Origin of the sequence: Pseudomonas sp. 9.2(2024), assembly GCF_039695385.1 — a bacterium.
Lineage (GTDB): Bacteria > Pseudomonadota > Gammaproteobacteria > Pseudomonadales > Pseudomonadaceae > Aquipseudomonas > Aquipseudomonas paraglycinae.
In genome coordinates this window covers 2434173-2448210 of record NZ_CP155585.1, presented here as the reverse complement: position 1 = coordinate 2448210, position 14038 = coordinate 2434173, and the positions used below count along the sequence as shown (strand labels likewise).

Annotated in this window: 14 protein-coding genes and 1 tRNA gene; 5 read left to right on the top strand and 10 right to left on the bottom strand. The window is 59.0% G+C overall.

Annotation, left to right across the window (positions count from 1 at the left end; translation table 11 throughout):
- Positions 1 to 17: 17 nt before the first annotated feature.
- Positions 18 to 470 (bottom strand): hypothetical protein, encoded by a 453-nt coding sequence (locus ABFB52_RS10980; RefSeq protein ID WP_085747807.1) that lies wholly within the window; start codon positions 468 to 470, stop codon positions 18 to 20.
- Between the two features lie 349 nt (positions 471 to 819).
- On the opposite strand from ABFB52_RS10980, the gene ABFB52_RS10975 reads away from it, so the two are divergent.
- The 3 genes from ABFB52_RS10975 (at position 820) to ABFB52_RS10965 (ending at position 3058) form a co-directional block, all read left to right on the top strand.
- Entirely contained in the window at positions 820 to 1908 is a 1089-nt protein-coding gene (locus ABFB52_RS10975) for an asparaginase (RefSeq protein ID WP_007956004.1), read from the top strand.
- 165 nt (positions 1909 to 2073) lie between these two features.
- Positions 2074 to 2364, top strand: coding sequence for a DUF1654 domain-containing protein (locus ABFB52_RS10970; RefSeq protein WP_007956002.1), 291 nt, complete (start codon positions 2074 to 2076; stop codon positions 2362 to 2364).
- A 4-nt stretch (positions 2365 to 2368) separates the two neighbouring features.
- Positions 2369 to 3058, top strand: a complete 690-nt coding sequence (locus tag ABFB52_RS10965; protein ID WP_085612799.1) for an endonuclease I family protein — start codon at positions 2369 to 2371, stop codon at positions 3056 to 3058.
- Positions 3059 to 3112: 54 nt separating this feature from the next.
- Here the strand turns inward: ABFB52_RS10965 and ABFB52_RS10960 are convergent, their stop codons facing one another.
- Both ABFB52_RS10960 and ABFB52_RS10955 read right to left on the bottom strand, forming a co-directional pair.
- Positions 3113 to 4015 carry a siderophore-interacting protein gene (locus ABFB52_RS10960; RefSeq protein WP_129973555.1) on the bottom strand — a complete coding sequence of 301 codons (903 nt, stop codon included), beginning with the start codon at positions 4013 to 4015 and terminating at the stop codon, positions 3113 to 3115.
- A gap of 86 nt (positions 4016 to 4101) precedes the next feature.
- Positions 4102 to 4467 carry an SPOR domain-containing protein gene (locus ABFB52_RS10955; protein WP_129973556.1) on the bottom strand — a complete coding sequence of 122 codons (366 nt, stop codon included), beginning with the start codon at positions 4465 to 4467 and terminating at the stop codon, positions 4102 to 4104.
- Positions 4468 to 4718: 251 nt separating this feature from the next.
- Between ABFB52_RS10955 and csrA the strand changes: the two genes are divergently transcribed.
- On the top strand, positions 4719 to 4913 hold the full coding sequence (gene csrA, locus ABFB52_RS10950) for a carbon storage regulator CsrA (protein ID WP_003179932.1): 195 nt from the start codon (positions 4719 to 4721) through the stop codon (positions 4911 to 4913).
- Positions 4914 to 5118: 205 nt separating this feature from the next.
- Here csrA and ABFB52_RS10945 read toward each other — a convergent pair whose 3' ends face one another.
- The 3 genes from ABFB52_RS10945 to ABFB52_RS10935 form a co-directional block, all read right to left on the bottom strand.
- Positions 5119 to 5574, bottom strand: a complete 456-nt coding sequence (locus tag ABFB52_RS10945; RefSeq protein WP_129973557.1) for a DUF2214 family protein — start codon at positions 5572 to 5574, stop codon at positions 5119 to 5121.
- Between the two features lie 347 nt (positions 5575 to 5921).
- On the bottom strand, positions 5922 to 6377 hold the full coding sequence (locus ABFB52_RS10940) for a GNAT family N-acetyltransferase (protein ID WP_129973558.1): 456 nt from the start codon (positions 6375 to 6377) through the stop codon (positions 5922 to 5924).
- A gap of 142 nt (positions 6378 to 6519) precedes the next feature.
- Positions 6520 to 6596: transfer RNA gene (locus ABFB52_RS10935), tRNA-Val, on the bottom strand.
- Between the two features lie 184 nt (positions 6597 to 6780).
- On the opposite strand from ABFB52_RS10935, the gene ABFB52_RS10930 reads away from it, so the two are divergent.
- Positions 6781 to 8064, top strand: a complete 1284-nt coding sequence (locus ABFB52_RS10930; protein WP_129973559.1) for an FAD-binding oxidoreductase — start codon at positions 6781 to 6783, stop codon at positions 8062 to 8064.
- A gap of 52 nt (positions 8065 to 8116) precedes the next feature.
- On the opposite strand, the gene ABFB52_RS10925 is transcribed toward ABFB52_RS10930, so the two are convergent.
- From ABFB52_RS10925 to ABFB52_RS10910, 4 genes are read right to left on the bottom strand one after another with little or no spacing between them, the layout of a single operon-like run.
- A complete protein-coding gene (locus ABFB52_RS10925; RefSeq protein WP_102717967.1) occupies positions 8117 to 9088 on the bottom strand; it encodes an XdhC family protein in 972 nt (323 codons plus the stop codon).
- Between the two features lie 2 nt (positions 9089 to 9090).
- On the bottom strand, positions 9091 to 10326 hold the full coding sequence (locus tag ABFB52_RS10920) for a cytochrome c (RefSeq protein WP_129973560.1): 1236 nt from the start codon (positions 10324 to 10326) through the stop codon (positions 9091 to 9093).
- Positions 10327 to 10328: 2 nt separating this feature from the next.
- Positions 10329 to 10868 carry a (2Fe-2S)-binding protein gene (locus tag ABFB52_RS10915; protein WP_007956473.1) on the bottom strand — a complete coding sequence of 180 codons (540 nt, stop codon included), beginning with the start codon at positions 10866 to 10868 and terminating at the stop codon, positions 10329 to 10331.
- Entirely contained in the window at positions 10861 to 13692 is a 2832-nt protein-coding gene (locus ABFB52_RS10910) for a xanthine dehydrogenase family protein molybdopterin-binding subunit (protein ID WP_129973561.1), read from the bottom strand. The genes ABFB52_RS10915 and ABFB52_RS10910 overlap by 8 nt, the downstream gene beginning before the upstream one ends.
- Positions 13693 to 14038: the final 346 nt, after the last annotated feature.

Here is a 14038-nt window from a genome sequence, read left to right as displayed (position 1 = left end):
ATCCGCCCCTTGAGTGCTCAAGCCGTGGTGTTGACCACGTTACCGGCAGAAGAACCCTTCGACATTTCCTTGACCAATGCAGCCGAGACTTCCAGCAACGCACCGCTGGTTTGAGCGATCTGCCCCTGTATGGACATCACCGCCTGCGACTTGGCTTCGGGGGTTGGATAACTCGCAGCCTGCGCGGCAGCCAGTTGCTGTTGCTGCTCCTGAAGCTGCTTCTGCAGTTCCTGCATCCGTTTGAGCAGCGTCTTGATAGTGATGCTCAGATTGTCACCGCCTTGAGCCTCGCTCGCGCTTGCTTCCTGGGCAGGACCACCGGTTCTGACCTGATTGGTTTCAACCTTCTCGGTACCCAGTGCCTCGGCTGACGCATCGGCTTCAGCTTCACTCATTGCATTGATCGTCGCAGCAGTTTTACCGCCGATCGTGACCGAACCGGGATTTGAAAAACCGATAGTCAATGACATTTGAACTCCTGAAAAATTGAATCCCTGTCAAGGCGCATCGGCCAGCGCGCCGTTTTCTTTAGCAGAGATCTGGAAAGCAGCCAGTTCAGTCTGAGGACGAGGCTCGTAGTCCTTTTCGGTGAGCCGAACGAGAAAACATCCCGCGTTCGGAAACCCGGATGAGCTAGGCAAGCTCACAACCACTCTTCAAATAAATCTTGATTCAAATCATAAGGTTAAACATTTCTCTCAAGCACAGTACGACTGGTACAGATCCTGCTCCCTCCCTGCACCCCTGGCATTCAGATCGGCCCGGGGCGCATCTAGATGAACCTGCATCAGCACCGTCTCACTACTAGAGAGAAAAATAATGACATCTGCTTTGAAGAGTTTCGTTCCGGGCGCTTTGGCCCTCCTCCTGCTCCTGCCAACTGCCCTCCAGGCAAAAGAAGCTGAAACCCAGGCCAAGCTGGCCAACGTGGTGGTACTGGCCACCGGCGGCACCATCGCCGGCGCGGGCGCCAGTGCAGCCAACAGTGCGACTTATCAGGCCGCGAAAGTGGGCATCGAACAATTGATCGCCGGCATTCCCGAACTGAGCACGCTGGCCAATGTGCGTGGCGAACAGGTCATGCAAATCGCCTCGGAAAGCATCACCAACGAAAACCTCCTGCAACTGGGACGTCGCGTTTCCGAACTGGCCGACAGCAAAGACGTCGATGGCATCGTCATCACCCACGGCACCGATACCCTGGAAGAGACCGCGTACTTCCTGAACCTGGTGGAAAAAACCGACAAGCCGATCATCGTCGTCGGCTCCATGCGCCCGGGCACCGCCATGTCGGCGGACGGCATGCTAAACCTGTACAACGCCGTGGCCGTCGCCAGCAGCAAAGAAGCGCGCGGCAAAGGCGTACTGGTGACCCTGAACGATGAAATCCAGTCAGGTCGCGATGTCAGTAAGATGATCAACATCAAGACCGAAGCGTTCAAAAGCGCCTGGGGTCCGCTCGGCATGGTGGTAGAAGGCAAATCCTACTGGTTCCGCCTGCCAGCCAAGCGCCACACCATGGATTCGGAATTCGACATCAAAAACATCAAGAGCCTTCCTGATGTAGAAATCGCCTATTCCTACGGCAATGTCAGCGACACAGCCTACAAGGCCCTCGCCCAGTCCGGCGCCAAGGCGATCATCCATGCCGGTACCGGCAACGGCTCGGTTTCCTCGCGCGTGGTTCCGACCCTGCAGGCGCTGCGCAAGGACGGCGTGCAGATCATTCGCTCGTCTCACGTCAATGCCGGTGGTTTCGTCCTGCGCAACGCCGAACAGCCTGACGACAAATACGACTGGGTGGTTGCTCACGACCTGAACCCACAGAAAGCCCGCATCCTGGCCATGGTCGCGCTGACCAAGACCAACGACAGCAAAGAGCTGCAACGGATGTTCTGGGAATACTGATTCATCCTCGCCTGATCCTTTCCTGATCGGGCACTGACTTCACCCTTCGTCAACTTGACGGAGGGTGAAGCTTGCGCCTCCTCCAAAGATAAATTTCACCTGAGTGACATCAAACCCGGAAAACCGCTGTCAGAGGATTTTCTTGAATTTTAAGCAGTTGCGAAAATGCCTACAGTTAAATACTGTATGCACGTACAGCTTAATAAGGATAACCTCGTGGCCACTTCCCCTGATGCTCCTGACGCTTACGAACGCATGGGCATGCGCGTTCAAAAAATCATCAATTCCCCCACCGCACAAAAAGCCAAAGCCGCACTGATCTTCCGCCTTCCGGACGAGCCGGTGGATGACTGGGAGCGCTTGCTGGAAGAGATCGACGAGAACGACAACGTCACCCTCGCCTACCGCGACGATGGCGGTGTACAGATTTTCTGGGTTGTGCCGAAGGAAGATTGATTCAATGATTCTGCGTTTTGCTGCTGTGCTGTTGCTGTTCATTTCCCTGGGTGCGCAAGCTGGCGCGCCGCGTACGTTCACCGAAGCCAAGAAGGTCGCCTGGAAGCTGTACGCACCACAATCCACCGAGTTCTATTGCGGGTGCAAATACACCGGCAACAAGGTCGATCTTGCCGCCTGCGGCTACGTCCCGCGCAAGAACGCCAAGCGAGCGTCCCGCATCGAATGGGAGCACATTGTTCCGGCCTGGCAGTTCGGCCATCAGCGTCAATGCTGGCAGGAAGGCGGCCGCAAGAATTGCACCCGCTACGACCCGAGCTATCAGAAAGCCGAAGCCGACCTGCACAACCTGGTGCCGAGCATCGGCGAGGTGAATGGCGACCGCAGCAATTTCAGCTACGGCTGGCTGCCGGTCGAAAAAGGTCAGTACGGCTCCTGCCTGACTCAGGTCGACTTCAAGGCGAAGAAGGTCATGCCCCGCCCTTCGATCCGCGGCATGATCGCCCGCACCTACTTTTACATGAGCAAACAATACGGCTTGCGCTTGTCGAAGCAGGATCGACAACTGTACGAAGCCTGGGACAAGACTTACCCGGTGCAAGACTGGGAGCGCCAGCGTAATCAGAGCGTGGCGTGTGTGATGGGGCGCGGCAACGAATTTGTCGGCCCGGTGAACCTGAAAGCCTGCGGTTGATTGTCTGATCAAAAGAAAAGGCCTTGAGCGATAAACTCAAGGCCTTTTTTGTGCTCAACCGCCGGATTTGTTGTGACGCCAGTAGCCCATCAGATTGAGTGACTCGCGCGGAATGCCGCGCTCCTTGATGAGGTATTTGCGCAGGCTCATGACCGCAGCGGATTCTCCGGCGATCCAACCATAGAAACACTCGCTGGCCGTATCGGCGATCTCCCACAGAATCTCTTCTTCGATGTCGACATCCGCCAGCTCGACCGCTTGCCCAACCGGCGATGCATCGGCAGGCAACGTCGCCTGCTGCACGGCTTCCACCATCAACGTGCCGGCAGTTGCGTGATCGCGGATCAGCCATTGCACCGAAAGTCCGGGCCAGTCAGGAACCGCCAACATATCCTCACGACTGTCGACTTCAAAAAACGCCTGGGCCTGCGGCGGTTCAGTAAGTGTCGCCAGTTCTTCCAGGATCCCCATGGCGGCCGGCAACGCTGTGGCGTCGGCGACCAACAGAAGTTGCTTGAGCGTTTGCGGTGGCTTCCATTCAAATCCCCCCGCCTCTTGTGCCGAGAATCGGCTGTCGGGCGCCAGAATCTGCATCGACTCGCCAGGTTGCGCTCGCAACGCCCAACGGGAGGCCGGGCCGGTTTCGCCGTGCAGGACGAAATCGATATCGACTTCACCCGACTCGGCACGCAAATGACGGATGGTGTAAGTGCGCATCGCCGGGCGACGATCAACCAGCATCGAGCGGAAACGGGCGTACCACCCTTCGCCCTGAGAAAGCTTGGCGGGTGAACCGTCGGCTGCCGGGAAAAACAGCTTCACTCGCTGATCCGGCGCCCAGGTCGCCATCTCGGTGACCGTGGGGCTTGCGAGCGTGATCCGCATGAGATGCGGGCTCAATTGCTGCTTGTGACGCAAAACGACGTCGAACAACTTGTAAGGATTGGCGGAGGCCATGCGGAGCTCCTTCTGGGTATCTTCAGTGACTCCTTGAAAAACGAATCACGGGGGACACCCTTTAGTCAGCTCCGTCGAAAGGCCCCTTATAGCGTCGCCGTGCGCTCGATCACCAGCGTTTCGATGTTCTGCTTCTTCGCCTTGATCAATGCGGCGTTCACATCTGCCTGGCGCGCCTCGGCGTCAGCCTTCGAATTGAAAGGGCCGAGCAGGATCCGGGTCTTGCCGCTGGCGTCCTTGATGACACTGGCCACAAAGCCATGCTCTATCAGCCAGCCGCTGAGGTCGCTGACGGCCTGAGGGGTTTCACCGCGCACTTCGAGATCCCACTGCGGGCCCACCGCAGCAGGCGCCGCTACCACCGCCGGTTTCGGCTTTTGCGCATCCACACTCTTGCCTTCGCCACATCCTGCCAATGCCAGTGCCGCGACTACCCAGACCAATTTGCGCACAACGCTTCCCTCTGAATTCTCAAAGCGGCGATCTTAACATTCGAGAATACTTTCCGAGCCCCGCAAATTGCGGCATAAAACTACGAGATTGATGCCGACGGCCCCTGTATAGTTACGCGCTGGGAATTAATGCCGCTGCTGCGCGTCAGAAAGAGGCACCCAAACTGTAAGACTTCGCACTAATCTATACGTACCACCGACCTCTGCACTGTCTGAATCAGGTGCCCTACAAAGCAATCAAGGAGAAGACCATGCTGATACTCACCCGCAAAGTCGGTGAAAGCATAAACATTGGTGATGACATCACGATCACCATTCTCGGCGTCAGCGGCCAGCAAGTTCGAATCGGCATCAATGCTCCGAAGAACGTTGCAGTGCACCGGGAAGAGATCTACCAGCGCATCCAGGCTGGCCTGACCGCACCGGACAAGCCACAAACGCCCTGAGCCCTAAGCAGTCAGTAGCCAGTTCGTTTGCCTGCGCGCAATGACTGGCTAAAGATTCAAGCGCCGTATTGCCATCCCCCACCTCCCTGGTGACGGCGCGTGCCACGCCACTTCCTGCCTCAACCCTTCTCGCAACCGATACTAACCGTCATTCAACGAGCTGGCTGTCGGACATTTCCGAATAGCGGCTGGGAATCTCGCCCGACTAGCCGAATGTAACGCCACGCGCCATTCCGGTGGCCGCCACGACCATCAATACCAACAGAAGCGCTTCGGCATGACTGATCCGCGCGAACATCTTTGCACGCCCCGTGTCAGGGACAGCGCCGCGCGCCTTGGCCACGCGCCATTTGATCAGGGTGATCATCGGCATGAGTTCCAGAAGCAGAATCAGCACGAACAGCGTCATCTTCAGATGAAACAGTGGCTGATGCAGGTAATAGTCGGTTCCCTTCTCATAACCTGCGAAGGCGCGCATGCCGCCGGTGACGAGCAACACCAACGCCGAAAGCCCCCAAAGATTGTCGGCTAGCAACACTCGCCCGACATCACCGGAGCCGGACGCCAAACGACTGAAGGCCGTCCCACGCGTCAACACCGCCCAGAAGCCCATGGCAAAAGCCAGTAAATGAATCGCTGCAAGAAACCAATGAACCAGCATCGATGAACTCCTGTCCGGCAGAGCTGAAATCAGCCTGACAGTAGTAGTCGAAAAAATATGGACTTGCCTGTCACCGCTCCCGGAAAACAGGAACGGGCGAGACGAGAGGCTGGGCAGAGGTGCGGGAAAGGCAAATCGCGGGCAAAAAAAATCCCAAGCAGCTGATGGAAGCTTGGGATTTAAAAATGCATAAACCGTGGTGGTGAACGCGGGGCGGATATTACTGATTTTTCCAGTATGTAACAACGTATTTTTGATAACCGGATGGTTAATAAAATCCGTAACCCCTTAAATATCCACACTATTTAAAAGGTCGCTCGCGACGGTCGGCGACGAATGGATCAAAATCAATCACGATCAATACGCGCTTGGCTCAAGAATTTTACAAAAATGAGCTCGGGATCCCCCGAATCCAGATTCTCTACCATTCCGCTGTGCTGATATTCAAGATTTGTAAGCAGCTGTCGCATCGGCGAGTTGGACGTATTGGTCGACGTGAAGATCTTTTCTGCACAAGCATGCTGCTCCAGACCGCTCACGATCTGCCGCCCCACGCCGGAACGCCTGTTCGCACTGGAGACGATCACGAGAGGTATGAACCACTCTCCAAGAAAGCTTCGATCCAGACATCCGTAGCCGACGGGAGCGCCAGGATCGTCCGCCTCGCAGACAACCCAGCACTCCTGCGCCCGTACAGCCCTCGCGATGTACTCGCGACGGCAGCTATCTTTTTCAGCGACAGGATCAATCTTCAACAGGCTTTCGATATCGCCTGGACCGGCGCGCCTGAATTGGCGACTCATGAATACACCTCTGCAAATGTGCCGGAGTGTAGCTGCGGTCGACCAAACCGAAATTTTGCAAAGGTTCTGAAATCGCAGACAACAAAAAAGGGCCCACTTTTCGGTGAGCCCTTCCAGACCGCCCAGCAGAGCGGATTTTGTTTGGTAGGCGCGATTGGACTCGAACCAACGACCCCCACCATGTCAAGGTGGTGCTCTAACCAACTGAGCTACGTGCCTGCTGTGAGGCGGCATTCTACGGAATTCCGAAGGGGTGTCAACACCTTTTTTTCACCTAACCCTATGAATATGCAAAATATTTAATTTCGACCCGCCGCAAGAAGATTTCCCGGTGGCTGGCGGAGGTTTTTCAACTGGGGTAGGATCGCTGCAGTCGTAAAATATATTAAACAGAGGCTGCAGGATGGCAAACACCCCTTACCCAGAGTCTTATTACGCTGCGTCGGCCAACGCCGTGCCACCACGCCCTGCCCTGCAGGATGACGTGGAGACGGATGTCTGTGTGATCGGCGCTGGTTATACGGGACTTTCCTCGGCCCTGTTCCTGCTGGAGAACGGGTTTCGCGTGACCGTGCTGGAAGCCGCCAGGGTCGGCTTCGGCGCTTCGGGGCGCAATGGCGGACAAATCGTCAACAGCTACAGCCGTGACATCGATGTGATCGAACGCAGCGTCGGCCCGAAACAGGCACAACTGCTCGGGCAGATGGCGTTCGAGGGCGGCCGGATCATTCGTGAACGCGTCAGCAAGTACAACATCCAGTGCGACCTGAAAGACGGTGGCGTATTCGCCGCCCTCACCGCCAAGCAAATGGGCCACCTCGAATCGCAGAAGCGCCTGTGGGAACGCTTCGGCCATACCCGACTGGAACTGCTCGATCAGCGCCGCATCCGTGAAGTGGTCGCCTGCGATCAATACGTCGGCGGCATGCTCGACATGAGCGGTGGCCATATCCACCCGCTTAACCTGGCATTGGGCGAAGCTGCTGCCGTGGAATCCCTGGGCGGCACCATCTATGAACAGTCGCCGGCCGTACGCATCGAACGCGGCGCCAATCCGGTCGTGCATACACCGCAGGGCAAGGTCAGAGCCAAATTCATCATCGTGGCCGGCAACGCCTACCTCGGCAATCTGGTGCCGGAACTGGCGGCCAAATCGATGCCGTGCGGCACTCAGGTCATCACCACCGAGCCATTGGGCGATGAGCTGGCGAAATCCCTTCTGCCGCAGGACTACTGCGTCGAAGACTGCAACTACCTGCTCGACTACTACCGCCTCACCGGCGACAAACGTCTGATCTTCGGCGGCGGTGTGGTGTATGGCGCACGGGATCCGGCAAACATCGAGGCGATCATCCGCCCGAAAATGCTCAAGGCCTTCCCGCAGCTCAAGGACGTGAAGATCGACTACGCCTGGACCGGCAATTTCCTGCTGACCCTGTCGCGTCTGCCTCAGGTTGGGCGCCTGGGCGACAACATCTATTACTCCCAGGGCTGCAGCGGCCACGGCGTGACCTACACGCATCTGGCCGGCAAGGTATTGGCCGAGGCGCTGCGCGGGCAAGCCGAGCGCTTCGATGCGTTTGCCGACTTGCCGCACTACCCGTTCCCCGGCGGGCAACTGCTGCGCACACCGTTTGCCGCGCTGGGCGCGTGGTACTACGGACTGCGCGACAAGCTCGGTTTCTGACGAGCCAAAAAAAGGGCCGCTGAATAGCGGCCCTTTTTACATTCAGCTCAAATCACAACTGATCCCGCGCAATCCCGCTGCGAATCCGCAGGATATCCGCGAGCACCGCCAAAGCGATTTCCGACGGCGTCTTGCTGCCGAGGTTAAGACCGATCGGCGCATGAATCCGCGCCAGTTCGCTTTCCCCCAGACCGCCAATCCGGCGCAATCGCTCGAAGCGCTTCTGCGACGTCTGCTGCGAACCCATTACGCCAATGTAGAACGCTTCGGTACGCACCGCTTCCATCATCGCCAGATCGTCGATACGCGGATCGTGGGTCAACGCCACCACCGCCGTATCCCGGTGACAACCACCATCGGCGATAAACACCGACGGCAATTGCCGGCGGATCTCCACGCCATTGAGCACCACGCCTTCCAGCACCTCATCACGCGGGTCGCAGAGAATCACTTCGAAGCCAAGACCCACCGCGAACTCCGCACACGCCTGCGCCACGCTGGAATACCCCGCCAGCAACAAACGCTGAGCGGCGCCGATGCGGATCCGCACCCGGTCGATTTCACGCTCGATCCGCGCACCTTGTTCGCGATCGGCAAACAGGCTACGCGCGCCCGTGGCCAGATCGACCTCGCGAATCAACCGGCGCTGCCCCAGCAACGCCGATTCGAGTTCACGCAGGTGCGCCTGCACATCGCAGCTCGCGTCAAATTTCTCTACCAGCACATCGAGAATGCCGCCGCACGGCAGGCTGACCCGCGAACGTGGATCGTCACCTTCGCCATAACGGACGACATTGATCGCATCGAGAAACGCACCTTCGGCGACGCGCTCGAGAAAGTCTTCCTCGACGCAACCACCGGACAGCGACCCGATCCACTGCCCGCCATCGTTCACCGCCAGCAGTGAACCCGGCGCGCGCGGCGCCGAACCGTAGGTGGTCAGCACGGTGCAAAGCCAGATGCGCTGCCCCGCCGTCGACCACTCCAGCGCCCGACGCACAACCTGCAGATCGAGATGCTGCATGATCAGTGCGCCTTGTGCTCGATGGACGGGGCGTCAGCCTGAAGCTTCTGCATATCGCTGACCGCCAGCTCGGCCGACTGACCACCCCAACCCTGACGCAGGTAGTTCAGCAGATCGGTCAGTTGATCAGCACTCAGCTTGTCGGCGAAACCCGGCATCGGCTGCATGTGTTCGAATCCGGCGAATTTCTGCTCGCCGATACCATCCTCGATCACTCGCAACAGGTTGCGCGGGTCTTCCAGACGCAGCGTGGTGTTGCCGCGCATGGCCACCGCGATGTGCGGCTTACCCTCGCCACCGGCCGCGTGACAGCCGGCGCAGACGTTCAAGTATTCCTGACGACCGCGTTGAGCGCTGGCACTGAGTTTTTCCAACGGCACGTCGGCCAGCTCTTTCGCCGCCGGAGGCTTGTCGCCGAGCAGGAACGTCGCCATCGCCGCCAGATCCGGATCATTCAGGCCCTGAGTGCTGTTGTGGAACACCGGGAACATCTCGTTGAACATCGTGCCCTGGGCGCTCATGCCGTGCTTGAGGAACGTGCTCAGGTCCTGATGGTTCCAGCCGCGGGCCGCCAGATCAGTGGCCAGCAGGCTCGGTGCCAGATAGCCGTTGAGGATGCCGCCGGTCAGGCGCTTGTCCAGTTGCATCGCGCCCGGCAGGCCGCGTGGCGTATGGCATTCGCCGCAATGGCCGAGCACTTCGACCATGTACTGGCCGCGTTTCCAGGCGTCGCTTTTGCCTTCGGCAGATTCGAGCTTCAAGGCTTTGCCGTACATCATGTTCCAGCCGATCAAGCCCGGACGCACGTTGAACGGAAAGCTCAGACTCGTCACCGGCGCTGCACGCTCGATTGGCTCGATGGTTTTCAGATACGCGTGAATCGCATCCGAATCCGCACGCGGCATCAAGTGATACGAGGTGTACGGCATCGCCGGATATAGGTTCGCGCCGTCACGGCGCTTGCCTTCAGTCAGCGCAGCGAAAAACTCGTCGTCGTTGTACAAACCGATGCCGTGCTCTTTGCTTGGAGTGATGTTGGTGCCGTAGATCGTGCCGAACGGCGACACGATCGGCAGGCCGCCAGCAAATGGCGCGCCGCCGGGCGCCGTGTGGCACGCCATGCAGTCGGCCGCGCGGGCGAGGTATTCGCCGCGCTTGACCTGATCATCCGCGTGCACCGCCAACACAGGCACAGCCAGCCCGACCGCCAGGGTCAGGCGGGTCAGTAATTGCTTCATGCTTAACCCTCCTTGACCAGGCCGAGATCGGTCAGCACGTTGCGGGTGGCGTTGTAGTAACGCACGTACCCGGTGCAACGGCAGACGTGATGGCCGAGGCTGTCCTCGATGACTTGTTCCAGTTTGCTTTTGACGATTGGCTGGCGTTGCAGCTTTTCCACCAGCACGGTCGCGGCGTTGACGAAGCCCGGCGCGCAATAGCTGCACTGGAAGGCGAATTCGTCGACGAAACGCTGCTGGATCGGGTTCAGTTCGGTGACTTGGCCCTGCTCGTCGCGCTTGGCGTGACCTTCGATGGTGCGGACTTTCTTGCCCTCAAAGTAATGCGCGCCAGTGATGCAGGTGCGCACTTCTTCGCTGGTGCCGTCCGGGTTGTCGACGATCACCACGCAGGCGTGGCAGATGCCCTGGCCGCAGCCCAGGCGCGAACCGGTGAGGTTCTTGTATTCGTGCAGGTAATCGATCATCGGTAGGTCATCAGGGATGTCCACCGGGCCGACGGATTGACCGTTGAGGGTCAGTTGAAGCGGACGGTTAGCCATTGAGGGCCTCCTTGATGCGCGCAGCAGTGATTGGCAGATCGCGAACACGTTTACCGATGGCGTGGGCCACGGCGTTACCGATGGCACCGACCACCGGGATCATCACCACTTCGGCGATGCCTTTGGACGGGTCACTTGGGGACAGCGGCGGCAGGATTTCCGACGTCTGTTTCCAAACAGCCACGTGGCGCGCCATCGGCAGGCGATAACGGTTGAAGTTCCAGTCACCCTCCCCCGGCCCGCCTTCGTACAACGGCATCTCTTCCATCAAGGCGTGACCGATGCCCATGGCGATCCCGCCTTCGAGCTGGCCACGAACCAGTTCTTCGACCAGCACCCGGCCGCATTCCAGCCACGAGTGATGGTTGAGCACTTCGACTTCTGCCGAACCTTTGTTGACCTTCAACTCGACCAGCGTTGCGACTGGGCTGTAGTAGGTCACGGCGGCGTTGTTCAACTGAACCACCGGGTAGGCGATGCTCTGCCGATCCAGCAGGTGGAAACCTGCGCTGGTCATCTGCGCTTTCTTCGCCTTAGGAGCGCCGTCGCCGTACTTCACCGCCAGACCGTCAAGCGGCAGACGCTCGCGCACGCCGTCGATGCTGTATTCGGCTTCGGCCCAGCTCCAGCGGTTAAAACCGTGAACCGTGGCGCCAGTGACCAGACCGCGCTCGTGAGCACGCTTGGCCAGCTCTTCGAAGGTCAGCGGCTGCATGCCGTTGGCGGTCAGTTTGCCGTCGACCCAGTGCGCATCTTCGCGACGCACCACGTAAGGGTTGGCCTGGCCGCCGTACGGGCCCTGACGCCAGATCTCCAGCGCCGCCGGCCACAGACCGTGGTTGAACAGCACGCGCGCCGCTTCACGGGTGGCGTGGCTGAAGTAGTAGGCGGAGTTGGTCGCGGACGAGGCCGATGCCAGCTTGCCGACCCAGCGCGGATTGCGCAGGAAGTTGTCCTGCTCGGCCTGACTCATGATGTAAGGGTTGCCGGCGGTGACCAACTGCATTTCATCCCACTCGGTTTCACCGGTCTTCACATCGTGAGCCGCGCTGCCGAGGAAATCAGCCACCACCAACGCTTGCGAGGTGGACATGCCGGTGCCGATCTCGATGCCGATGTGACGCAGGGAAATGCGCCCGTCAGCGGTGAACTCGATGCTGGCCATCGGCGCTTCGGAACCGGTGCCGAAGTCTTTCTGGCAAATGGCGAAACCTACGCCGTACCAGTTGTCCGGGTCTGCCGCTTCGCGCTGCTTTTTGATCGCGTCGCGGTTTTTCCAGACTTCGTGCAGCGAAGCCTTGTCGAGAATCTCGTGCAGGCGCAACGCACCGGCCGGGATCGCGCCCTGAGTGTTTTTCATTCCCGAGCGCAGCGCGTTCTTGCGGCGCAGATCAATGGCGTCGACACCAAGGCGATCGGCGATTTCGTCGACCATCATTTCGGTGGAGGCCATGCTCTGCAGCGTGCCGTAGCCGCGCATCGAACCTGCTTCAACGGCGCGGGAATGGTAAGCGGTGACCTGCAGGTCGTTCTGCGGCATGTAGTAGATCGACTGCGCCGCAGTAGCGCCAACGGCGGCCACCGACGGGCTGTAGTTGATCCGGCCGCCACCGTCGACGCTCATCTCGGCACGGAAAATCTTGAAGCTGTGATCGGTCTTGTCCACTGCCAATTGGTAGCGGATGTCGAACGGGTGACGCTTGATGCCGCTCTGGAACTGCTCGTAGCGGTCGTTGGCCAGGCGAATCGGCACACCTGCGCCGTACAACGCCGCCAGGGCCGCGTAGTAGACGAAAATATTGTGGTCTTTGGAGCCGTAACCGACGGTGTAGCCCGGGTGCATGTTCAGGTTCGCCAGGCCGAAACGCGACGGCCCGATCATCTTCGCGGTCTCGGTGGCGGTTTCCAGCGGGCACTGAGTGGCGACGACGAAATGCAGGGTCTTGGTCGCCGGGTCGTACCAGCCGTTGCCGTTGTCCGGCTCCATCGCAGCGGGTTCGATTGACGGGGTTTTGTAGCGTTCGTCGAACACCAGCCAGTTGTCCGGGGGGGTGTCGATCTCTTTTTTCATGCGATCGGCGTAGAACAGGCCGCGCTCGGTCAGGTTGCCGTGCAGGTTCGGCTGGGAATTCCACACCGGACGACGGTTTTTCAGCATCGGGAACAGGATCGAGTCCTTGAGGCTGGCGAACTCGTCTTCGTCCGCCGACGTCGGGCCACCGACGCGCACGTAGCGAAAACTGCCATAGGGATCGCCTTCGTAGAACGGTACTTGCGCACCGTAACGAATCGCTTTGTCATTGAATTTGAGTTTGTTCTTGGCCTGGCGGAAACGCTCGAAGTCGTTCCAGATCAGGATCGCAACCGGGTGGCCGATGAACATCGGCACTTTGCCTTCCGGCAGCAGCGGATCCGGTGCGTGCTCTTCAGGGAACACGATGCCGTCCTTGTCCAGGTCGGCGGCGGTAACGATACGATCAGGCTGCAGATCGGCGCCGAGCCACGACAGGTCGTAACCGTCGTAGATGCGGTCGGCCTTGATGGTTTTCAGCAACATGGCGTGGCCTTGCTGCTGGGGCCAGCCCGGCATGTCCTTGGAACGGATGTCGCGGGCAAACACCTTGCTGCCGCAGACCTTGGACAAGGCATCATTACGCTGGCGCGCCTTGCCGTTGTTGCCGAGCCACTGCTCGGACGGCACGGTCACGCTGTTTTCCATCAAGGCACCGAGCGCCTGACTGCTGAGCGGCGTGAGCGTAACGCTCACACCCGCCACCAGCCCGCCCTGGAGGAACGAGCGCCGGGATATTTCACGGTTGGACATGGATCATCCTCTGGACGGTTATGGATCCGCCCTTCTGGTTATCTACTGGGAATCTCGAGTCTTGCAGAAGCCCTTTTTGACGAAGCAAAGGGCGTGATGACAGTGCAAAGCTGACCGAAAGGTTAACTTTATAGGTTTCTGAGCTCGCAGCAAACAACCAGTTACAAAAATTTGACCAAAGAATCAAAAAATCAATGCGGTATTGCATCGCAGCGACTCAGAGACACAGGTAGATTGCCCGGCGGCATCGAACGAGCCACGGCTAGGCTTCGTCGCCGGCTAGAAGGGAGGAATTTGGGAAAGGTCAAATTTCAGACACAAAAAACCCCGGTCTTTCGACCAGGGT

Bases quoted from the DNA above. Each gene is read 5' to 3' on its own strand.
- ABFB52_RS10965 (WP_085612799.1), top strand. From the start codon at position 2,369: ATGATTCTGCGTTTTGCTGCTGTGCTGTTGCTGTTCATTTCCCTGGGT.
- ABFB52_RS10945 (WP_129973557.1), bottom strand. From the start codon at position 5,574: ATGCTGGTTCATTGGTTTCTTGCAGCGATTCATTTACTGGCTTTTGCC.
- ABFB52_RS10925 (WP_102717967.1), bottom strand. From the start codon at position 9,088: ATGCAGCATCTCGATCTGCAGGTTGTGCGTCGGGCGCTGGAGTGGTCG.
- ABFB52_RS10920 (WP_129973560.1), bottom strand. From the start codon at position 10,326: ATGAAGCAATTACTGACCCGCCTGACCCTGGCGGTCGGGCTGGCTGTG.
- ABFB52_RS10915 (WP_007956473.1), bottom strand. From the start codon at position 10,868: ATGGCTAACCGTCCGCTTCAACTGACCCTCAACGGTCAATCCGTCGGC.
- csrA (WP_003179932.1), top strand. From the start codon at position 4,719: ATGCTGATACTCACCCGCAAAGTCGGTGAAAGCATAAACATTGGTGAT.
- ABFB52_RS10910 (WP_129973561.1), bottom strand. From the start codon at position 13,692: ATGTCCAACCGTGAAATATCCCGGCGCTCGTTCCTCCAGGGCGGGCTG.
- ABFB52_RS10970 (WP_007956002.1), top strand. From the start codon at position 2,074: ATGCCTACAGTTAAATACTGTATGCACGTACAGCTTAATAAGGATAAC.
- ABFB52_RS10960 (WP_129973555.1), bottom strand. From the start codon at position 4,015: ATGGCCTCCGCCAATCCTTACAAGTTGTTCGACGTCGTTTTGCGTCAC.
- ABFB52_RS10975 (WP_007956004.1), top strand. From the start codon at position 820: ATGACATCTGCTTTGAAGAGTTTCGTTCCGGGCGCTTTGGCCCTCCTC.
- ABFB52_RS10940 (WP_129973558.1), bottom strand. From the start codon at position 6,377: ATGAGTCGCCAATTCAGGCGCGCCGGTCCAGGCGATATCGAAAGCCTG.
- ABFB52_RS10930 (WP_129973559.1), top strand. From the start codon at position 6,781: ATGGCAAACACCCCTTACCCAGAGTCTTATTACGCTGCGTCGGCCAAC.
- ABFB52_RS10980 (WP_085747807.1), bottom strand. From the start codon at position 470: ATGTCATTGACTATCGGTTTTTCAAATCCCGGTTCGGTCACGATCGGC.